This is a genomic window from Streptococcus hyointestinalis (assembly GCF_011039275.1).
Lineage (GTDB): Bacteria > Bacillota > Bacilli > Lactobacillales > Streptococcaceae > Streptococcus > Streptococcus hyointestinalis_A.
Genome location: NZ_JAAKGB010000001.1, coordinates 746,728 through 769,190 on the forward strand (window position 1 = coordinate 746,728; position 22,463 = coordinate 769,190).

At 44.7% G+C, this 22,463-nt stretch carries 8 protein-coding genes and 14 pseudogenes; all 22 read left to right on the forward strand.

Annotation, left to right across the window (positions count from 1 at the left end):
* Positions 1–119: 119 nt before the first annotated feature.
* The 22 genes and pseudogenes from G5B60_RS03615 (at position 120) to G5B60_RS03730 (ending at position 22,388) form a co-directional block, all read left to right on the forward strand.
* A pseudogene (locus G5B60_RS03615) lies at positions 120–1,868 on the forward strand (dipeptidase).
* Between the two features lie 287 nt (positions 1,869–2,155).
* Positions 2,156–3,337 (forward strand): annotated as a pseudogene (locus tag G5B60_RS03620) (arginine deiminase).
* A gap of 85 nt (positions 3,338–3,422) precedes the next feature.
* Positions 3,423–3,857, forward strand: a pseudogene (locus tag G5B60_RS03625) (GNAT family N-acetyltransferase).
* Between the two features lie 55 nt (positions 3,858–3,912).
* A pseudogene (gene argF / locus G5B60_RS03630) lies at positions 3,913–4,926 on the forward strand (ornithine carbamoyltransferase).
* 124 nt (positions 4,927–5,050) lie between these two features.
* A pseudogene (locus G5B60_RS03635) lies at positions 5,051–6,454 on the forward strand (basic amino acid/polyamine antiporter).
* Positions 6,455–6,457: 3 nt separating this feature from the next.
* Positions 6,458–7,405, forward strand: a complete 948-nt coding sequence (locus G5B60_RS03640; protein ID WP_164682716.1) for a carbamate kinase — start codon at positions 6,458–6,460, stop codon at positions 7,403–7,405.
* 283 nt (positions 7,406–7,688) lie between these two features.
* Positions 7,689–8,129, forward strand: a complete 441-nt coding sequence (locus tag G5B60_RS03645; protein WP_164684148.1) for an ATP-binding cassette domain-containing protein — start codon at positions 7,689–7,691, stop codon at positions 8,127–8,129.
* A 165-nt stretch (positions 8,130–8,294) separates the two neighbouring features.
* Positions 8,295–8,489 carry a hypothetical protein gene (locus G5B60_RS03650; protein WP_164682718.1) on the forward strand — a complete coding sequence of 65 codons (195 nt, stop codon included), beginning with the start codon at positions 8,295–8,297 and terminating at the stop codon, positions 8,487–8,489.
* Between the two features lies 1 nt (position 8,490).
* Complete coding sequence (locus G5B60_RS03655) at positions 8,491–8,781, forward strand: hypothetical protein (protein ID WP_164682720.1); 291 nt, start codon at positions 8,491–8,493, stop codon at positions 8,779–8,781.
* A gap of 514 nt (positions 8,782–9,295) precedes the next feature.
* Positions 9,296–9,502, forward strand: coding sequence for a hypothetical protein (locus G5B60_RS03660; protein ID WP_164682722.1), 207 nt, complete (start codon positions 9,296–9,298; stop codon positions 9,500–9,502).
* A gap of 96 nt (positions 9,503–9,598) precedes the next feature.
* A complete protein-coding gene (locus G5B60_RS11770) occupies positions 9,599–10,045 on the forward strand; it encodes an ABC-2 family transporter protein (RefSeq protein ID WP_430523656.1) in 447 nt (148 codons plus the stop codon).
* Positions 10,046–10,162: 117 nt separating this feature from the next.
* Positions 10,163–11,047: pseudogene (locus tag G5B60_RS03670) on the forward strand (LysR family transcriptional regulator).
* A gap of 45 nt (positions 11,048–11,092) precedes the next feature.
* Positions 11,093–11,578, forward strand: a pseudogene (gene lspA / locus G5B60_RS03675) (signal peptidase II).
* Positions 11,541–12,428 (forward strand): annotated as a pseudogene (locus tag G5B60_RS03680) (RluA family pseudouridine synthase). Before lspA ends, G5B60_RS03680 begins: the two co-directional pseudogenes overlap by 38 nt.
* A 183-nt stretch (positions 12,429–12,611) precedes the next feature.
* Positions 12,612–13,133, forward strand: a pseudogene (gene pyrR / locus G5B60_RS03685) (bifunctional pyr operon transcriptional regulator/uracil phosphoribosyltransferase PyrR).
* Between the two features lie 96 nt (positions 13,134–13,229).
* A pseudogene (locus G5B60_RS11400) lies at positions 13,230–14,105 on the forward strand (aspartate carbamoyltransferase catalytic subunit); the annotation flags it as partial.
* Positions 14,106–14,145: 40 nt separating this feature from the next.
* A complete protein-coding gene (locus tag G5B60_RS03705) occupies positions 14,146–15,273 on the forward strand; it encodes a carbamoyl phosphate synthase small subunit (protein ID WP_164682728.1) in 1,128 nt (375 codons plus the stop codon).
* 140 nt (positions 15,274–15,413) lie between these two features.
* A pseudogene (gene carB / locus G5B60_RS03710) lies at positions 15,414–18,593 on the forward strand (carbamoyl-phosphate synthase large subunit).
* 134 nt (positions 18,594–18,727) lie between these two features.
* Positions 18,728–19,936, forward strand: a pseudogene (locus tag G5B60_RS03715) (efflux RND transporter periplasmic adaptor subunit).
* 102 nt (positions 19,937–20,038) lie between these two features.
* Positions 20,039–20,671: pseudogene (locus G5B60_RS03720) on the forward strand (ABC transporter ATP-binding protein).
* A 10-nt stretch (positions 20,672–20,681) separates the two neighbouring features.
* A pseudogene (locus tag G5B60_RS03725) lies at positions 20,682–21,926 on the forward strand (ABC transporter permease).
* Between the two features lie 144 nt (positions 21,927–22,070).
* Entirely contained in the window at positions 22,071–22,388 is a 318-nt protein-coding gene (locus G5B60_RS03730) for a MarR family transcriptional regulator (protein WP_241154490.1), read from the forward strand.
* Positions 22,389–22,463 lie beyond the last annotated feature (75 nt).

The following is a 22,463-nucleotide window of genomic DNA, read 5'->3' on the forward strand; positions in this document are numbered from 1 at the left end:
TAGGGTTATAATTTGGATGAATTAAGTTTTGTTTAAGAAAACAGCTTGATTTGGCTGGTATACGAACAAAACATTGAGATTATCTGTCTCAATCATCTATTTTGCAAGGAGGACTCATGATGAAAAAGAGATTTCGCTATACGTTGGTAGCAGTCGCTTCCTTGGCTTTATGCCCATGGCAATCAGCTGAGGCTTGTTCGTCCTTTATCATCGGACGTAACCTCACCACAGACGGCTATGTGCTTTACGGTCGGATTGAGGACTATCCTATTTTGCCACGGCCAGGTGCTCACAATAAAAACTATATTGTGACCAAGGCAAAAGATTACAAAAAGGGTGCAAAACTAGTGGATAAGTCAAATGGCTTTACCAATCCGCATATGGCGCATGAGTACAAGTACACCTCTGTGCCTGACGTTAGTCGTGACACTGATGAAGGTATCTATGGCGCACACGGGCAAAATGAATTCGGTGTCAGCATGACAGTAACCACCTCCGCTTATCCAAATGATAAGATTTTAAAAGTGGACCCTTAGGTTAAAGACGTTCGTGCTGAATCTATCTGTGTCAGTCTCGGTTTACCACGTCTCAAGACAGTACGAGGAGGGATTGAGCTGACTGCAAAAGTCCTGGATAAAAAGGGTGCTGCAGAGGGGAATATCATTGTCAGTGCTGACCAAAACGAACACTGGAACATGGAAATCCTCACTGGACACCAATACGTTGCCAACAAGTATCCAGATGATAAATACTCTATCTATCCAAACATGTACTTTTTAGGTAATGTCGACTTTAGTGACACGGCCAAAGTCATTGCCTCTAAGGATGTTGAAGCAGTCGCTGAAAAAGCTAATCACTGCAAAGAAGTGGATGGTAAGTTTTATAACGCAAACTCCTGCAACACAGACTACTATCTAGCTGGTAACCGCTCACGGGCCTATGCAGGTTTCAAGCTCATGGAACCTGACTCCAAGGTTGGCTAAATTGACCAATCCTATGACTTTTTGCAAACGCCGACGGATCCAAACCGTCGCTGCTCTGTTGAGGACGTCAGTGCTATTCAACGTAACCGCTTTGAAACGCTCAGAGAAGGCTTCTTACCAAACGACCTTAACGATAAACGGGGTGCGCATGGTCGTCCAGAGGTCAATGCTCACGAAGATGGCGACAAATACAAGTATGCCCCGGGTAATGATAACGTCGTAGACGCTCACTACTATCAAGTCAAGAAAGACTTGCCATCCTCTATGTCCTCAATCATGTGGCTCAGCAGTGCCCCATCACGTAACACCCCTTACAGCTCATTTTACGGTACAGTGACAGACACTTGCAAAGCCTTAAAGCCAAAAGATGGACAGTACAACAAGAACTCCTTCTACTGGGTAGCATGGCACATTGACCAAATGGTTGCACAAAACTGGGATATCTTTGGAAGCTCTATCAAGGAAAAATGGCAAGCGCCTGAGAAAGAGGAAATCGCAGAACAGGCAGCTCGTGACGCCAAATACACAGGTGAAACCGACGCAGACGCTAAGGCAGCCAGCAAAGAAGTGACCAAGGACTCACTAGAGCGCACTGAGAAACTCTTCAAGCAAATGAGAGCAGTGGAAAAAGAGATGACACGAACCAACAAGGAAAAGGGTGGTACGGACAAGTCCATCCAAAAACTGGCTAATGCGATAAAAAAGCAAGATGAAGCTGCTGCTAAAACAGAAAGTGCCGCAAACGGTGTAACCGCAACAGTAAGCAACAGTGCTGAAAAGACAACGCAAACGACAGGCAATCAAATCGGTCTTTATGCGACCAACAGCGTTAGCATCAGTGCTGTCTTTGGATTCTACTATTTCCAAAAAAAAAGAAAGAAATAACTGAAATGAAGCAGACGAACGAAGTATCGTCTGTTATTTTGATTTAGGAAAAAATATGGAATTCATTAAATTTCGTATTTTGCACAAAAATAAAAAAAATTTAAATGTAATAGCAAACATTTGGAGATTTTTAAGTTTTGATGATAAAAAGTGTGAGGTATTTAACAAAATAATTGTGATGAATAACCGCTTTCATATAAGAAAGAGTCCTATCCTATCACTGTAAGTAAGAAAGTGATAAAAAAACATCAGTATTGTAAGCGCATAAACAATGCATAGGAAAGGAGATGCACCATAGGACTATTCAAGCACCAATTCATGTATATACTGAAATTGGACGCATAAAAAGGGTTAAGCTTCATCGTCCAGGAAAGGAAACTGAGAACCTGGTGCCAGACTACTTGGAACGCATGCTCTTTGATGATATTCCTTTCTTGGAAGATGCTCAAAAAGAGCACGATGCTATTGTTCAAGCTCTAAGAGATGAAGGCGTAGAAGTTCTCAACTTGGAAGACTTGGTAGCAGAATCGCTACACACTCCAGAAATTAGAGAGCAGTATAACGATGAATATCTAGAAGAAGCCAACATCCGTGGACGCCAAACAGAGGCTGCTATTCGTGAGCTTCTCAAGTCCATCAAGGACAGCAAAGAACTGGTTGAAAAGACCATGGCAGGTGTGCAAAGAGCAGAGTTGCTAGAAACTCCTGAAGACGCTAAGGGACTGACAGACTTGGTAGAAGCTGACTATCCATTTTCCATCTACCCAGTGCCAAACCTCTACTTCACACGTGACCCATTTTCAACAATCGGCAACGGGGTATCGCTTAACCACATGTTCTCAGAAACACGTAACCGAGAAACCATTTATGGAAAAGAGATTTTTATTTAGCACCCAGAATACGGTGGAGAAGTGCCACGTGTCAACAACCGCACTGAAAACACTCGTATCGAAGGTGGGGATGAGTAGGTTCTCACTAAGGACGTGCTAGCAGTTGGTATTTCTCAACGGACAGACGCAGCGTCATTCGAGAAACTCCTCATCAATATCTTTAGAGAAAACCTAGGCTTTAAGAAAATTCTTGCCATGGAATTCGCAAATAACCGCAAGTTCATGCACCTAGATACCGTCTTTGCCATGGTTAACTATGATAAGTTTACAATTCACCTAGAAACCGAAGATGACCGCAAGGTGTACAGTGTGACGTATGTTGATGATGATGTGAAAAGCAAGGAAGAACACGGTGACCTGGCCGCATTACTAGCTGAAAAACTAGACGTTGAAAAGGTTGAGCTTATCCGCTGTGGTGGTGAAAACCGTGTCGCAGCTGGACGTGAGCACTGGAACGACGGCTCAAATACCCTCACTATTGCCCCTGGTGTAGGAGTAGTTAACAACCGTAACACTAGCACCAACGTTAGCCTAGAAGCTAGAGGCTTATGTCTCATCAAGATTCACGGAAGTGAATAGGTTCGTGGACGTGGTGGACCTCGTTGCATGTCCAAGCCATGTGAACGTGAGGACATTTAGATTCCAACAAGTGTAGGTGACGATTATGGTAACAGTAAAAGTAGGCGCAGGAGCTTTTCAGAGGGCAGCTAGTCTCAACATTCGCTTTCATGTCTGTGTCCTAGAGAGGGGCATTGATAGGGCTGATGAGTTTGATAGCCATGACGAAAAGGGGACGTTCGATGCGGTGGCTTAAGATGGTAGGCAGCCAGTCTCAACAGGGCGTTTACTCCTTGAGTCTAGAGACGAGGCACGGCTCACACGGATTGTGACCTGAAAGGACTACCGAGGGCAGGGCAACGGTGCACAAGTGAGAGCATCCTTAGAAGACCATGCGAAAACAGCAGGGAACCGGACATTAGTCATCCATAGCGAGCTAAGCGCCAAGACATTTTACGAAAGTGTAGGTTAGCACCCAGTTGGTAGTATCTACACCGAAGATGGCGTGCGCTGTCAGTCGCTGGAAAAACAGTTGATTTGATACTCCATTTGATAAAAAATAAAAACAAATAAACCAAAAGAAAGAGGACATAACTATGACATCAGTAGTTCAAGGAAGAAGTATTTTAGTAGAGAAAGAGTTCACACGGGCGGAATTAGAATATCTCATTGGCTTATCAGCTCATTTGAAAGATATGAAAAAACGTAACAGTGAACATCACTATTTAGCTGGTAAAAACAATGCTCTACTTTATGAAAAAACCTCAACACGTACTCGTTCAGCTTTCACAGCTGCAGCTATTGACCTTGGTGCTCATCCAGAATACCTCGGTGCAAACGACATCCAATTAGGCAAAAAAGAAGCAACGGAAGATACAGCAAAAGTTCCTGGTCGTATGTTTGATGGGATTGAGTTCCGTGGCTTTAGCCAACGTATGGTCGAAGAGTTGGCCGCATACTCAGGTGTGCCTGTCTGGAACGGATTGACAGACGAAAGGCACCCAACACAAATGCTTGCCGACTTCCTTACTGTTCAAGAAAACTTTGGAAAATTAGAAGGTTTGACACGTGTCAACTGTGGTGAGGGACGCAACAACGTAGCTAACAGCTTGCTCGTTACAGGAGCTATCCTTGGTGTCAATGTTTATAACTTTTTATCAAAAGAACTCTACCCAGATGAAGAAACCGAGAAACACGCTGAAGGCTTTGCTAAAGAAAGCGGTGCTCGTATCTTTAGCACAGAAGACGCTGATGAAGCGGTCAAAGGCGCAGGTGTCCTCAACACAGACGTTAGGGTATCTATGGGTGAGGAAGACAAATTCGCAGAACGTGTAGCTCATTTGAAACCTTATCAAGTTAACATGGATTAGGTCAAGAAAGCGGACAATGAAAACCTTATCTTTTTACACTGCTTGCCATCTTTCCACGACACTGACACTGTATATGGTAAAGACGTTGCTGAAAAATATGGCGTAACAGAAATGGAAGTGACTGACGAAGTCTTCCGCAGCAAATACGCTCGTCATTTTGACCAAGCTGAAAACCGTATGCACACAATTAAAGCAGTCATGGCAGCTACTTTAGGAAACCTCTACATTCCAAAAGTTTAGACAAAAGTGAACATTCCAGTCGTTCTGGTTCTGGTCGTCTTAATCAGAATCAGGGCGGCTTTTTCATTGAAGGAGGTCGTCTCTTAAGAAGGAAGACAATAAATTAGTTCGATTGCTATAGACCATGCTTGTCATCGGCTTACTCATTGGTGGTGGTATCTTTGACTTAATGCAAAACATGAGTAAGGGTGCAGGGCTGATTCCTATGCTGAGAGCTTGGGGAATTACAGCTGTAGGGAAGGGAACATTTGGACTGTGTTTCCAAAAACACTCCTAAAAACGACCTGACCTGACTGCAGGTAGTTATTTTTACGCTAAAGAAGGATTAGGTAACTTCAAGGGCCTCAACTCAGCTTGGGGTTACTGGCTATCAGCTTGGCTTGGTAAAGTAGCCTATGCTGCTCTACTCTTTAGCTCTCAAGGTTATTTCTTTAAGTTCTTAGGTGATGGAAACAACGTCGCTACTATCATCGGAGCCAGTAGAGTGCTTTGGTGCGTGCACTTCCTTATCTTATGTGGGGTTAGTACAGCAGCCTTAATCAACACGATCGTTACCATTGCCAAGTTGGTGCCACTGGTTAACTTTATGAGAGCATCTGTTTAGGCATTCAAACTGGATATTTTCTCACATGATATTTGGGGTGTAGCGACTGGTAGCACAGTACGTGAACAAGTCAACTCTACCATGCAAACCGCTGTTTGGGTCTTAATCGGTAGTGAAGGAGCGGTAGTCTACTCAGGACGTGCAAAAGCAAGCTCAGATATTGGTAAAGCTAGTATCCTTGCACTCCTCACTATGGTATCTGTTAACGTTCTTAACAGCGAGTTGTCCCTTGGTATCATGACACGTCCAGAGCTTGCAGAACTCAAAACACCAGCCATGGCTTATGTTCCTGAGAAAGCAGTTGGTCACTGGGGCGCTGTTCTGGTTAAAATCGGTGTTATCATCTCGGTAGTTGGTGCTATCTTAGCAGGGACACTCTTTGCTGCTGAGTTGCTTTACCAAGTTGCAAAAGAAGGCTCTTTCCCTAAATTCTTTGCCAAAGAAAATGTTAGCAAAGCCCCAGTTAACTCTCTTCTGGTTACTAACATCTGCGTGCAATTGTTCCTGATTACCATCCTCTTTACAAAGAGTGCTTACCGGTTTGGATTTTCCTTGGCAGCTTCTTCCATCCTTATCCTTTACGCATTTATCGCTCATTTCCAATTGAAATACACACTGGCCGCAGCAAAGAACACACCAGGACGTACCAAGAACCTTATCGTAGGTAGCGTTGCAAGCATTTATTCTGTTAACCTCATCTATGCTGGTGGTTATGAGAAACACTTGTTGACCAAGATTGCTTACGCACTCGGTATGATTCTTTAAGTCAAAATGCGTCGTGACGATAAGCAAGAGGTCTTTACAGGTTAAGAAGAAAGGGCAGCAGTTGTCAGTGCCATTCTCAGTGAGGTTTGGAGCATCCAAATCTTCACAGGGCAAATTGATATACAAGGTATTTTAAATGGAAAAGGAAAGAGAGGATAAGATATGTCAGATAGAAAAGCAAAAGTAGTTGTGGCTCAGGGTGGTACTTCCATCCTAGCAAAAGACGCATCGGCAAAAGCCCAACAAGGAGCACTAGAGCAAACCGTCAAATCACTGGTTAAATTGATTAAGGCAGGTCATGAGGTCATCAGCACCCACGGTACTTGTCCGCAAGTTGGTACTCTCTTCTGGCAACAGGCAGCCGCTGACTCTGAAAAAAATCCAGCTTTGCCACTGGATACCTTGGTGGCTATGACCCAAGGTAGTATCGACTTTTGGATGGAAAATGCACTCAATAACGAACTCTTGGAGCAAGGTATAGACAAGGATGTGGCAACGATTATGACAGAAGTCATCGTGTCAGCTGACGACCCTTCCTTAGACAATCCAACAAAACCAATCGGTCCATTTTTGAGCGAGGAAGAAGCCAAAGAACAAATGGAAAAGACGGGCTCTAGCTTCACGGAAGATGCTGGTCGAGGTTGGCGCAAGGTCGTGCCATCTCCAAAACCAATCGGTAGCAAGGATGCAAAAGTCATCCAATCGCTTGTTGATTCTGGTGTAGGGGTTATCGCAGCCGGTGGCGGTGGTGTCCTTGTCGTGCAAAAGCCAGACACCAAGAAAATGGAAGGAAGTGAAGCCGTCATTGATAAAGACTTTGCCATCCAGACTCTAGCTGAGCTTGTCGGAGTAGACCTCTTTATCATCCTAACAGGTGTGGACAATGTCTATATCAACTACAACCAACCAAACCAAGAAAAATTAGAAACCGTCACGGATGCCCAATTACGTCAATACACCGGTGAAAAGCAATTTGCACCAGGAAGCATGCTTCTAAAAATTGAAGCAGCTATTGACTTTGGAGAGCAAGGTGACGGCAGGAAAGCCATCAGCACCTCCCTACAAAACCATGAAAACCTTGATAGCGCAACGCAAGTTGTCAAAGGTTAGTCCTAAACAAAACCCTAGTTCGTCTAGGGTTTTGTTTTTGGATAAAAACAGAAAATTCTGAAAAAACATTTTAGGAAGGTTGATTAGGGGTATAGTATAGAAAAGAAGCTAAATTGATGAGGAAAGGAAAGAAACGATTCAGGTAGAAGAGCTAACCTATGTTTATAGGACATCTGAGAAATCAGCAGGCTTTATGGGGTCTCTGAGAGACTTTTGGACTAGACGCTATCAAGCACTAGTTGCGCTTGAAGCGATTAGCTTAGAGATTAGCGAAGGCTAATGTATAGGGCTTTTAGGGGCTAACGGAGCTGGTAGGACAACTTTAATCAAGTTACTGACAGGTGTCTTAACGCCAACGAGTGGAAGTCATTCCAGCCAAAGCTACACACCGTCTTTGAGACAAAAAGACCATTCAAAATCAATCGGTGTCGGTTTAGGGCAAAAAAGTCAGCTGATTAGGGATTTTCCGGCAAAAGAAACACTCGAGGTGTTAAAAGTCATCTATGAGGTGCCACGAAAGGATCATGATGAGCGTTTGAGAGAGCTTTGCAAGTTGCTAGATATTAGCCATAAATTGCAAACACCTGTCCGCAATTTATCCTTGGGTGAGCGCATGAAGTTTGAGTTAATCTGTGCGCTCATTCACACTCCTAAGATGTTGTTTTTAGATGAGCCGACGATTGGACTAGATATCACTAGTCAGCGTACCATTAGACATTTTTGAAAGGAGATTAACCGTAAGGAAAAGGTTACGATTTTGCTGACCTCCCACTATATGCAAGATATAGAAGAGACGTGTCAACGTGTCATGGTGTTATCAAAGGGGAGACCATTGGACGATTTAGCCATTTCTGATTGAAAGAAAAAATACGGAGCGCCTAAGGAAGTCGTGATTACCATTCAATCAAGTGTCCCAGAGAAGTTTTCTTCGTATCAGATAAATGCTAGAAGTATCAAGATAACTGAGAGACTCTATCAGTCACTAGCTACTACCTTAGAGGTAGCAGATATTGAAACGATAACCAAGTATGACAGTCCTTTTGAGGATATTATTGCAAGTTTAGTTGAGGTGGATAGGAGATGAGATGAAAAAATATGCTGTCGGTTTGATTAACCACCATCAAATCCAGCTGACCTATAAGTTTAATGTCAGTATGGGACTGTTTAATCAGGAGCTTGGCGTCCTGGTTGCGCTGCTTACTTGGTCAGCGATTTTTAGCAGTAGCTCTCAAGGTATAATTGGTCACTTTACCCGCTCTCAGAAGTATGGGTATTTGATAATTGTGAGTTTCAGGGCAGTTGTTTTAGGGATGTCAAGGGATGCGAACCTGGGACACTTGGTGCATACAGGTGAGTTAACCACGCATTTATTGTGACCTGATTCGTATTTCGGACAAGAACTAGTCTCCTATTTAGGAGACAAATTGTGGTATTTGCTACTATAACTTGTAGCGATTATCAGCACTTTAGCGAAGGGCCATGAGTGGTATTACACATTAGTATTTAGCGTTCTTATGATAAGTAAGCTGATGAAGTATTCTTTATTGATTAACTTAATCGCAAATTTAGGATTTAGGCTGATACAGCCCTGGCCACGTAGACCAATCTTAAATGCAGTTTAGAGATTACTGGGTGGTTTGCTCTTTCCACTAAATTTACTACCAAGTCCGCTGTAGCACATCCTTGTTAACAATCCTTTCTCACAAATAGGTTTTCAGTACACACTTGCCCTGCAACACCGTTTGCTCTTAGCAGAGATATGGCGAAATACTAGTCTAGCTTTGCTGTGGACTGTGGTATTTTAAATCGGTTAGCGTTGGAGTTTTAAGCGAGGTTTGAAGCGTAACGAAGGAAGGGGGGCGTGAGATGTCTTATACTTAATGGAAAAGGTTGGTACGTCACAGCATCCAAGAGGTACGTATCAATCGTCAAACGGCTGTCAGCACCTTTGTGCCTGGTTCTTTATTCTTTGCTTTAGAGAAGATTGCTGGTTTTGTTTTCTTTGAATACACAGATACCCTTTTAGGATTTACCGGACAAGAGAAACAGCTTATGATGGCAACCTCATCAACCAGCACCTTTCTTTATCAGACCTGATTTGTCAGATCACATGAGTATTTAGTAGAGACCATCCTAGAGGGTGAGTTAGACGCTACACTCCTAAAGCCAGTAGATTCGGTTTGGTAAATTGCCCTGTCTCGACTTGATATTCCTAGTATTTGTGACCTGATTATCAGTGTGATGATACAGCTATACTTATTCTTAAGTTACAAGCTAGAATGGAGCCAGATTGTTTTCTTCATTATCAGTATATTGCTGGCTACTGATTTACTGTTATTATTGAACCAACTGACTGTTTCAGTTGTTTTATGGAGGGACAATGCAAATAGTGTCCCTGGTTTACCGGAGTACGTGATGGAGTTCTCATCAAGACCGCTTACGATTTACCCATCGTCGATTCGTATTAACTTGACCTGGGGGAACCCGATTTTGATTAGTATAAACCTTCCTGTCTTTAGCGTCAAAGGGGAATCGTATATGGTGTATCTCGTTTTTATGGTAACCGAGGATGTTCTAGGAACCTTAATGGCACGCTGGGTCTGGAAGAAAGGTGTCGAACGCTATCATTCGGCAAATTAGTTAAAAAGGCTATTGCTGTAAGCAACGGTCTTATCTTGTGAGTTATGCTATCCTTGTCGCACCTTAGCTTGTTTTAGTGTAAAATAGAAGAGATAGCGTCAAAGAAAGGTGAGAAAAATGAATATACAACAATTACGCTACGTCGTAGCCATCGCAAATAGCGGTACGTTCCGAGAAGCTGCCGCTAAACTTTAAGTCAGTCAACCCAGTCTATCTGTAGCCATTCGTGATTTGGAGGGTGAGATGGGCTTACAGCTATTCACTAGAGCAACGACAGGTGCTGTGCTGACCAGCCAAGGCATGTCTGTTTAAGAAGAGGCGCTTGAGGTAGTTAAGAGTTTTGACTCATTTGAGAAAGCTTTTTCTCAGTCAGAAGCTGACCAAAATGAGTTTTCCAATGCTAGTCAGCACTATGACTATTTGTCGCCCTTGATTACGAGTTTTGCGACAGCGCAGCTTGACTATCAAGAGTTCCGAGTCTTTGAGTCGACGACCATACAGCTATTGGATGAGGTCGCACAAGGCGACAGCGAGATTGGGAGCATTAACATGAACAACCAAAATCGTAAAGGGCTCTTACAGCGGTTTGAAAAGCTAGGCTTAGAGTTTGTCGAGTTGAGCTCATTTCAGACCCACATCTACATCGGCAAAAACCATCCTTAGGCACATAAAAAGTCGCTGGTTTTGCAGGATTAGGCAGGTCTGCCAACGGTTCGTAACACGCAGGGAAAGGATGAGTATCTCTACTATTCGGAAAACTTTGTGGATACTAGTGACAGCACGGCTATGTTCAATGTCACAGATAGAGCGACGTTAAACGGTGTCTTGGAGCGAGCGGACGCCTATGCGACAGGTTCAGGCTATTTAGACAGCAGAAGTGTTAACGGTGTCACCGTCATTCCTCTTGAAAATCATCTGGACAACTCCATGGTTTACAGCAAGCGTCTGGATAGAAATCTGTCAGCTTGTGCTGAAAAGTTTGTCGCTCCTATGAAAGCGTAGTTTGAAAAATTTATGCCACGTTAACAAGAGTAGGAATAGAGTTCGATGGTCAAAAAAATAGGAGTTATCGCAAGTATTATTATCCTGATTGTGCTGGATCAGGAGAGTAAGCTCTGGATGGTAAACAACATCGAGCTAGGCAGTATCAGACCTGTTTTTAAGGGAGTCTTTAGGCTGACTTATCTACAAAACCGAGGGACTGCCATTTCCATGTTGCAAGATCAGCAGTGGTTTTTCGCTCTCATCACTAGCACCGAGGTCGGGCCTGCCATTTATTAGCTGATAAAGCATCTCGACGGCAGTTGGTGGTTACTAACAGGCCTGGTTTTAGTCATTGCTGGTGGTCTTGGCAATTTCTGTGACCGCTTGCGCCTTGGCTATGTGGTGGACATGGTTCATTTAGATTTAATGGATTTTGCTATATTTAATGTCGCTGACGCTTATCTCAGTGTCGGTGTAGGTATTCTCAAGATTGCACTATGGGGGGAGGAAGATGGAAGTCATCGTGAAAGAGGCGGGGGTGCGCCTTGACAAGGCAGGAGCTGAGCTGACCGAGTTATCACGCAGCCAAGCCAACGAAGCCATAAAAGCAGGCACGATTTTGGTTAACAATCAAAAGCAAAAAGCGAGATAGGCTGTAAAGCTTGGTGAAGTAATCAGCTACGAGCTACCCAAAGAGGAAGTTCTGGATTATCAACTAGAAAGTATCCCAATCGAGATTGTCTACGAGGACAGCGAAGTAGCAGTGGTCAATAAACCACAAGGCATGGTGGTCCATCCGTCAGCAGGGCATACCAGCGGAGCTCTGGTCAATGCTCTTCTGTATCATGTTAAGGACTTGTCTACTATCAATGGTGAGGTTCGCCCAGGAATGGTACATCGTATCGATAAGGATACTTCAGGGCTCTTGAAGATTGCTAAAAATGACAAGGCACAGCAAGCGCTAGCCCAAGAGCTCAAAGAGAAAAAATCGCTGCGTCAGTACGTGGCTATTGTGCATGGTACTCTGCCAAACGACCGTGGGGTCATTGAGGCGCCGATTGGACGTAGCGACAAAGACCGCAAGAAGCAAGCTGTCACAGCAAAGGGAAAGCCAGCGCTGACACGTTTACAAGTTTTGGAGCGCTTTGGTGAATTTACGCTTGGAGAGTTGACCCTTGAGACAGGGCGTACTCACCAAATCAGAGTGCACATGGCTTATATCGGATATCCCATCGCAGGTGACCCTTTCGATGGACCACGAAAGACGCTTGCTGGTCAAGGGCAATTTCTCCAAGCCAAAACACTTGGCTTTACCCATCCGACAACAGGTGAGCTGAAGACCTTTAGCGTGGAAGCACCAGCTATTTTCCAAGAAACTTTAGAGAAATTACGAAAATAAACAACTAACACTTGAAAAATCGTTCAGTTTTGGGAGAAAAATAGCAAAAATATCCTTTAACCTTGTTCCGAGAGGCAAGTAAGGAGACGACGATAAAAGGGCTGGGTGCTTTTTGCACACGGATATTAGGGGACTCTCCTTAGTTTTAAGGAGATTTATACTATAATTTTAGAGAGGTGACTGATGAAAACAAAAGAAATCATTGATGACATTACCAAGAAACGTGCCAGCACTCGTATCACTTAAGAGATTATCGAGCGCAACAAATCGCTGGACAAGAGAGTTCCTGCTGGGAGCAAGACACGTGGAGTCTATATCGCAAAACGTATCCAAGAGCGTCTCAAACAGCTTGAAAACATCGACATGCCAGTCGGTGAGCTTGATGCAAAGCCATTTCGTGACGACATGAAGGTCGAAGAGGACACGACGGTCAAGCCTGTTGATATTACTGAGCGTGATGTGAATTTGATTGATGATGTGCTCTATACGGGGCGTACTATCCGTGCTGCTATAGACAATAGCGTCAGCCTCGGTCGTCCAGCACGTATCAGCTTAGCGGTTTTAGTGGACAGAGGTCATCGTGAGGAGCCGATTCGTGTAGACTATGTGGGCAAAAATATCCCAACAGGCAGATTTGAGGAAACCGAGGTACAAGTGGGAGAGCACGACGGCAAAGATAGTATCAGTATTGTGGACCCTAGATAAAGGCGACACAGTCAGCAAATAGTAAAAGATTAAGGAATAGAGTATAAGCTACTTGTGGTTACAGACGGACAAGTATCACTAAAGCACTTGGTGACAATGGAAATATAGACAAACGATGAAGTTCTAGGTTTGATTGAGCGTGGGGTCGCTTTTAAAGAAGGGCGAGCAGAGTTTTCTCAGGATGGACAATACTTTGCAGCTACTCTTATCTTTGAGTCATCAACACGTACACACAAGTCATCTGAGGAGGCTGAGCGCAAGTTAGGGCCTGATGTGAATGAGTTTGACGTTAAAACAAGCTCAGTCAATAAGGGTGAGACACTTTACGATACTAAATTGACCATGAGTGCACTTGGTGTAGACATCAGTGACGTACGTCACCAAGAAGTGGATTACTACAAGCAATTGATTGATAGCCGTACCATTCAAACCGCTATTGTCAATGGTGGTGACGGTTCTGGGCAACACCCAAGCCAATGTCAGCTGGACTTAATGACCATTTATCAAGAATTTGGACATTTTGACCAACTAAAAATCGCTATCACAGGCGACTAGACACACTCACGTGTCGCTAAATCAAACATGCAAATTCTAAAACGTCTAGGAGCTAAACTCTACTTTGCTGGACCAAAAGAGTGGTACTCAAGTGAGTTTGATGTTTACGGCACCTATGTTGATATTGATGAAGTAATCGAAGAGTTGGAAGTATTGATGTTGTTGCGAGTTCAGCATGAACGCCATGATGGCAAAGAAAGTTTTTCAAAAGAAGCTTATCACAGGCAGATTGGGCTTATAACAGAGCGCTATGCTAAGCTCAAAGACACAGCTATCAGCATGCACCCAGCACCGGATAACCGGGATGTAGAGATTGCAGATAGCTTAGTAGAAGCTCCTAAAGCACGTATAGTTGCACAGATGCAAAAGGGAGTCTTTGTGCGAATGGCGCTATTGGAAGCTATTTTACGAGGAAAGTTCGAACCAAAACAAATACACGCCAAGAAAGGGGAGAGAAATGAGACGACTTTTAATATTAGAAGATGGAACACTCTTAGAAGGAGAAGCTTTTGGCGCAGGGATTGATGTCACTGGTGAGATTGTCTTTAATACAGGGATGACAGGCTATCAAGAATCCAGCACCGACCAATCATACAACGGACAAATTCTAACCTTTATCTATCCTTTGATTGGAAACTATGGGATTAACAGAGAAGACTACGAGTCATTCCAGCCAACCTGTAAGGGTGTAGGAGTCAGTGAAAGAGCACGTCTAGCTAGCAACTGGCGCAATCAAACGTCGCTGGATGAGTTTTTAAAAGCAAAAAATATCCCAGGTAAATCTGGAAGTGATACACGTGTTTTGACCAAAATCATCCGTCAGCATGGAACCATGAAAGCAACCTTGACGGATAGACTGAACGACAGCATGGAGCACCTGCGTGACCAGGAGCGTGCAACGGTTCTTGCCACTAACAATATCGAGCAAGTCTCAACCAAAACACTTTACCCAGCACCAGGTGTAGGCAAGAACATTGTGCTTGTGGACTTTGGACGCAAGCACTCTATCTTACGTGAGTTTTCAAAACGTGACTGCAACGTCACCGTTGTTCCTTATAACACGACTGCAGAAGAAATCCTCACCCTCAATCCTGATGGCGTCAAGCTCTCAAACGGCCCTGGAAATCCAGAGGATGTCCTTGAAGCGCTTGAGACGATTCGAGGCATTCAAGGTAGGATTCCAATTTTTGGGAGCTGTATGGGACATCAGCTCATTAGCCGTGCTAAGGGAGCTAAGACCTGCAAGAAGACCTTTGGACATCGTGGATTCAACCACGCTGTGCGAGAAATTGCAACAGGTCGTGTGGACTTTACCAGACAAAACCACGGCTTTGCGGTTGACCGTGACACGCTGCTAGATTGTCTCATTATCACCCACGAAGAAATCAACGACAAATCTGTAGAAGGTGTGAGACACCGTGATTTCCCTTCTTTTTCCGTGCAATTTCACCCTGACGCAGCACCAGGTCCACACGATGCCATCTCTCTTATTGATGAATATTTAGAAACGATTGAAGCCTATCAAACAGAGCTTGCTAGAGGCTGGACGAGATTATTTAATTCTAGACTGAGAGTTAGAAAATAGAGAAAGGAGAAGATACACGTTTACGAAAGTGAACACGCCCTAACGACTGTGTGAGAAAGATAAACCTCTCCTAGATGCTAGGCATCTGCGTCGAGTTTCCTATTTTCACGGTGTCGGTGACGGGCCTTGTATCATAAGTTATGCCAAAACGTACAGATATTAAAAAAATCATGGTCATCGGGGCTGGTCCGATTATTATCGGACAGGCAGCAGAGTTTGACTATGCTGGGACATAGGCCTGTCTTGCCCTCAAAGAAGAAGGCTGCAGTGTAGGCCTTGTTAACTCAAACCCTGCGACCAATATGACAGAGAAAGAAATCGCAGAAAAAGTCTACATCGAGCCGATTACGACAGAGTTTGTCACACGTATTTTGCGAAAAGAGCGTCCAGACGCACTACTTCCAACACTTGGTGGTCAGACAGGGCTTAACATGGCAATGGAGCTCTCAAAGGCTGGGAGCCTTGAAGAGCTTGGTGTAGAGCTTTTAGGGGCAAAGCTTTCTTCCATTGACCAAGCAGAAGACCGTGATCTTTTCAAACAGCTCCTGGAAGACCTCGGTCAATCTATCCCAGAATCAGAAATTGTCAATAACGGTGAAGAGGCTGTCCTCTTTGCAAATAGCATTGGCTATCCAGTTATGGTGCGCCCAGCCTTTACCCTCGGTGGTACTGGTGGTGGTATGTGTGCCAATGAAGAAGAACTGCGAGAAATCGCAGGAAATGGACGCAAACACTCACCAGTTACCCAGTGTTTGATTGAGCGCTCTATCGCTGGTTTCAAAGAAATCGAGTACGAAGTTATGCGTGACTCAGCAGACAACGCACTTGTGGTGTGTAATATGGAAAACTTTGACCCAGTTGGGAGCCACACTGGGGACGCTAGCGTCTTTGCACCAACGCAAACCTTGTTTGACATTGAAAATCAAATGTTGCGAGATGCTAGTCACAAAATCATCCGTGCTCTCAAGATTGAAGGAGGCTGTAACGGTCAGCTCGCCCTTGACCCACATAGCTTTAAATACTATGTCAGCGAGGTGAACCCTCGAGTGACTCGCTCGTCTGCCCTTGCCTCAAAAGCAACAGGATATCCCATTGCGAAGCTGGCGGCCAAAATCGCAGTTGGTTTGACCCTTGATGAGACGATTAACCCAGTAACAGGTACAACTTACGCTATGTTTGAGCCTTCTCTTGACCACGTGGATGCTAAAATTCCACGCTTCCCATTTTATAAGTTTGAGCACGGTGAGCGTCGTCTCGGCACACAGATGAAAGCCACTGGTGAAGTCAAGGCAATTGGGCGTAACAGCGAGGAAAGTCTCCTCAAAGCCTTCCGTTCGCTAGAAATCGGTGTGCATCACAATGAAATGCCATAGCTTGCTGAGGAGGCTGATGACGCCCTTGGAGAGAAAATCGTCAAAGCGCAAGACGACCGTCTCTTCTACATCACGGAGGCGCTACGTCGTGGTTACACGATTGAAGAACTGGCAGAGTTGACTAAGATTGACCTCTTCTGCCTTGATAAACTCCTTCATCTCTTAGAGTTGGAGCAAGAACTCTCCACTCACGCTTAAGAGGCTACTCTTATGAGGGAATCGAAGCGTAACGGCTATTCTGACCGCAAGATTGCATAGCTTTGGAACACAACAGCTGACGCTATCCGCCAAGTCCGCACATAGCAATGGATACTCCCAGTCTACAAGAAGGTTGATACCTGTGCGGCAGAGTTTGAGTCAGCAACGCCTTATATTTACTCAATCTATGAGTGGGGAAATGAGTCGCACAAGGCTGATAAAGAGGCTGTCCTAGTGCCTGGTTCTGGTCCTATCCGTATCGGACAAGGGGTCGAGTTTGACTATGCGACCGTGCACTCTGTTAAGGCTATCCAAGCAGCAGGCTATGAAGCCATCAGCATGAACTCAAACCCTGAGACCGTCTCTACAGACTTCTCAGTCTCAAACAAACTCTACTTTGAACCGCTGACTTTTGAGGACGTGATGAATGTCATTGACCATGAAAAGCCAAAAGGTGAGGTCGTGTAGTTTGGTGGACAAACAGCCATCAACCTCGCTGAAAGCTTGTCCAAGGCAGGTGTCACCATCCTTGGAACACAAGTAGCTGACCATGACCGAGCTGAGGACCGTGATTTGTTTGAGCAAGCCCTTAAAGAACTCGGGAGCCCACAACCACCAGGGCAAACAGCGACTGATGAAGAAGGAGCTGTAGCCGCTGCTAACAAAATCGGCTACCCAGGCCTTGTACGGTCGTCTTATGTGCCTGGTGGACGTGCCCTGGAAATCGTAGGAAATGAAGCAGACCTTCGCTCTTACACGCGTACAGCCGTAAAAGCTAGCCCAGACCACCCTTTCGAGGTTGATAGCTACATCGTTGGCCGTGAGGGAGAGGTGGAAGCGCTATCAGATGGCAATGACGTGTTTATCCCAGGGAGCATGGAGCACATCGAGCGTGTAGGTGTCCACTCTGGAGACGCAATGGCAGGATACCCACCACAAGGTTTGTTTGAAAAAGTCAAAGAAACTATCACAGATTACACCAAACGACTTGCTCTTGGGCTAGACTGTATTGGGAGGATGAACATCCAGTTTGTCATCAAAGACGAGACAGTCTATGTTAGCGAGGTCAACCCACGTGCCAGTCGTACCGTACCATTCCTTTCTAAGGTAGCAGATATCCCAGTGGCGCAGGTGGCAACCAAGATTATTCTCGGTGAGAGCCTTAGTGCGCAAGGCTGCAAGGATGGTCTCTATCCAGAGAGTCAGAATGTTCACGTTAAAGCACCTGTTATTTCATTTATCAAGTTAGCCAAGGTCGATAGTCTCCTTGGCCCTGAGATGAAGTCAACAGGTGAGGTCATGGGAACGGACACGACACTTGAAAAAGCCCTTTGCAAAGCCTTAGAAGCGACTTATTTCCATTTGCCTGCCTTTGGTAAAGTAATCTTCACCATCGCTGACGACACTAAGGAGGAAGCGCTAGCGCTGGCTAAACGCATTGCTAACATCGGCTACAGGAGCCTTGCAACGGCTGGAACAGCCCAGTTCTTCAATGAGAATGGTCTTGCTTCAACGCTAGTCCATAAGCTCGGAGGAAATGATGATAACGACATGCCTGCTCTTGTCCGTCAAGGCAGAGTACAAGCTATCGTCAATACAGGCGGTACGAAACGTACCTTTGACGGAGATGGTCAGGTCATTCGTAGCTCTGCTATTGAACACGGCGTACCACTCATTACAGCGCTAGATACAGCGGATGCTATGGTACGTGTGCCTGAGAGCAGAAGCTTCCTCACACAAGCTATTTAATACAAGAAAGTACACGTCTTAGGAGGAGTGCTTTTTGTACGATTATCTATAGAGAAAAAAAAAACGTTTGCGATTAAGTTTTCTTTAAGGGAGAAAACAATTGTTAGATTGTATTATGTAAAGGAGAAGGATATATGGCAAGACGTCAAAAGAAGAAATGGTCTAAAAAGAAGAAAGGACTTATCTTTGGAGGAGCAGCAGTCGTTATTTTAGCGGGGATTTATGACGCTATCGTCATGGGAAATGCCATCAGACAAGAAGCGGATGCTGCTGAGTCTTATAAGACTTATCAAGTTAAGGAGGGCACGATTTCTACAGCAACCCAATTGACAGGGACAGTAAAGGCAAATGCCGAGCAGTATGTCTCCTATGACAGCAGCAAGGGCACTAGTGCGCAGGTTTTAGTGGCTGTCGGACAACAAGTCAATGCTGGTGAGCAGGTCGTCCAATACGACACTACAACTGCGCAAGCAGCCTATGACACGGCTGTGCGCAATCTCAACAAGATTGGACGTCAGATTAACTACCTCAAAACCTATGGAGGAGCCCCAGCGACAACGCAAACGACAGAGACAGAAAGTAGCGGTGATAGTGCAGCTGCTGTGCAACAAAGTCAGCAACAAACCGCACAGGATAAAGCTAGCAACAATCAGCAATTGCAAGATTTGAACGACAACTATGCCGACGCACAAGCGGAGGTCAATAAAGCGCAAGCTGTTTTGAAAGAAACGGTAGGGACCAGGCGAGTTTCAGGGACGGTAGGAGAGGTCAACAACGACATGGAGTCGTCTTCAAGGGGAAATAAAACGCAGGTTCATATCGCAACAGAAGGAGAATTGCAAATCCAAGGAAACCTTAGCGAGTACGACCTATCAACGGTCAAGGTTGGACAGGCAGATACCATCAAGTCAAAAGTTTACACCGATAAGACTTGGCAATGAACGATTTCTTATAATTCTAACTATCCAAACGAGACGTCTACAGCCAGCTCCACAGACACGACAAGTAGCGGTGCTTCTGCGTCAAACTATGAGTTCAAAGCCGACATGATCAGCCCACTAGACGAGTTGAAGCAGGGCTTTACCGTATCGCTTGAAGTCCAAAACAGCGAGACACATATCCTAGTGCCAGTGTCAGCTGTCGTCAAGAGGAATAAGAAGAACTATGTCTGGGGCTATGACAAGGACAGGCAAAAAATCACTAAGACAGAAGTCAGCCTTGGTAAAGCCGATGCTAAATCACAAGAGGTCCTAACTGGCCTGCAAACAGGACAAACCATCATAGAAAATCCAAGTTCAGACTTTGAAGATGGGCAAAAACTAGCCGATATGGCATTTGAATAAAACACGAGATTGAGGAGATGTATCATGACAGCAAGTCCCAAAACGAGAAACAAACTCAGTCAGATTGTGAAAAGCTATCAAAACGGTGATGAGGAGTAGCAGATTTTAAAGGGCATTGATTTGACAGTAGAGTAAGGAGAATTTCTAGCAATTATGGGACCTTCTGGCGCAGGAAAGTCAACGCAGATGAACATGATCGGACTGCCTGACCACCCGACAGCAGGTGACTATTGGCTCAATGATGAAAATGTCGAAGAGCTCAATGAAAAAGAGCAAGCACGGGGGCGCAATGAGGAAACCGGTATTGTCTTTCAGCAGTTATTCCTTCTCTCAAAGCTCGATGCTAGGCAAAAGGTGGAGGAGCCTTTGGTCTACGCAGGTATGTCAGCTAAGAAGAGAAAGGCGCTAGCAGAGCAATATTTGGAAAAAGTAGAGCTAGAGGAGCGCATGCACCATTTATCGTCAGAGCTGTCTGGTGGGCAAAAGCAGCGTGTGGCGATTGCTCGAGCCTTGGTCAATAGCCCCTCTATCAGCCTAGCTGATGAGCCGACAGGAGCGCTAGACACAAAAACGGGTGAGCAGATTATGGAGCTTTTAACCGCTCTCAAGCAGGAGGGGAAAACCAATATCATGGTCACTCACGAGCCATAGATTGCCGATTATGCTAAGCGCAAGATTGTCATTCGTGATGGTGAGATTACGCTAGATACGACAGAGAGCGTTCGGATAGAGTAAGGAGAAGTGGATGGGAAATTGGAAATTTGCTCTAAGCTCAATCATGGGACATAAGATGCGCTCTTTATTGACCATGCTAGGGAATATCATTGGAGGGGCGTCCGAGGTCTTGATTATGGCATTAGGAGAGGGCATGCGGGCCAGTGGCTTAGATGAAGTCACATCTCCGCAAAAGAACTTGCAAGTGTATTATAAGGCTAAAGAGACCGAAGAAATGGAGCAAGAAGCAGCTGAAATGGGAGCAATTCTAGGCACTGGAGGCGGTGAGATGAACGAGCTTGAAGTCAAGGAGGAATGGCTAGCAACCATTGTCAAAGACTTCCCAGAAGTCACAGGCTACTATGTCACGAAACAAACGACAGGAAAAATCAACTACCAGAAGAAAGCGGTTGAAAATGTCAACATCACAGGGATTAACCGCACCTTAATGGGAATAAAGAAGTTTAAAATAGTCGCTGGGCGTTCCTTTCAAGAAAGTGACTATAACAACTTTTCTCGAGGGATGTAGCTTGAGGAGAATGTCGCTAAACAGCTCTTTAAAACGTCAAAGAGCGCACTCAATAAGCTGGTCACAGTGTCTAATAAAGAATATCGTGTCGTCGGAGTCTACAAAGACCCTGACGCAGGAAGTTCCCTTTGCGGTATGGGTGGCGGGAATGCCCTCAAGACCAACACCCAGCTGGCTTCTGAAATGGGGCAAAAAGAAGTAGGTAGCATGTACTTCCACATTGAGGACGTGACGCAGGCTAATCGCCTAGGTGAGGAGATTGGGGCACGTTTGACAGAGCTTAGTCAAGCTAAGGGCGGACGCTTTGCTATCTCCGATATGTCAACCGTCATTAAGAGTGTCAACCAGCAAGTGGGTATCATGACAGGAGTAATCGGTGCCCTAGCTGCTAACTCACATCTTGTCGGTGGGATTGGTGTCATGAACATCATGCTGGTTTCTGTGACAGAGCGTATTCGTGAGATTGGGCTTAGAAAGGCAATCGGTGCGACTCGAGCCAAGATTTTGACCCAGTTTTTTATAGAGTCATTGGTGCTCATTTTGACTGGTGGTTTGACTGGCTTGATTTTAGCCGATTGTGCTTCAACGCATATCGCTTCAGCGCAAAGGGAGATTAAACCAAGAGTGACTATGTAGGTGGCATTGATTAGCCTTCTCTTTTCAGCAGTTATCTGGATTTTGTTTGGGCTACTACCAGCAAGTAAAGCCAGCAAGCTTAACCCTAGCGACGCTCTTCGCTATGAATAGTAAACAGGCGACCTAGCGACTGTTATTTTAAATCAAAAAAATAGTTCTCTTATGAACTTATTTGTTGACCTCTTATTGGAATAAGGGTAAAATAGTTACCACAGAAACCAATTGAAAGTATTCTGAAAAAAGTGAGGAGTATTAATGCAAGACCCTTTCACCGAATTTCTGAACTTAGTCACTCAGGTTGAAGGGCGTGTTCAGCAGATTGCAAAAGAGCAGGATGTAGAGCACCTAGGTGGTCCGCAGGGCTTTGTGGTTATGTGTCTTTACAAGCACTCAGGCGAGGAAGAGTATATCAAAGATAGCGAAAAAAAACAGAAGATTTCAAAATCTGTTACGAGTAACCTTAACAAACGGATGGGAAAAAACAACTTTATCAAAGTTATCCCATCTCAAAAAGATAAGCGCTACAAGCAGCTGGTATTGACAGCACTTGGGAGTCAAAAAGCAGTGAAATAGGCTGATTTTCATCGGCCCATTCACGAAAAAGTCCTAAAAGATAGCGACCTAACCGAACTAAAGACCATGAAAAAA

Coding starts and splice junctions, on each gene's coding strand:
- G5B60_RS03640 (WP_164682716.1), top strand. CDS start 6,458: ATGTCAGATAGAAAAGCAAAAGTAGTTGTGGCTCAGGGTGGTACTTCC.
- G5B60_RS03655 (WP_164682720.1), top strand. CDS start 8,491: ATGAAAAAATATGCTGTCGGTTTGATTAACCACCATCAAATCCAGCTG.
- G5B60_RS03705 (WP_164682728.1), top strand. CDS start 14,146: ATGAGACGACTTTTAATATTAGAAGATGGAACACTCTTAGAAGGAGAA.
- G5B60_RS03730 (WP_241154490.1), top strand. CDS start 22,071: ATGCAAGACCCTTTCACCGAATTTCTGAACTTAGTCACTCAGGTTGAA.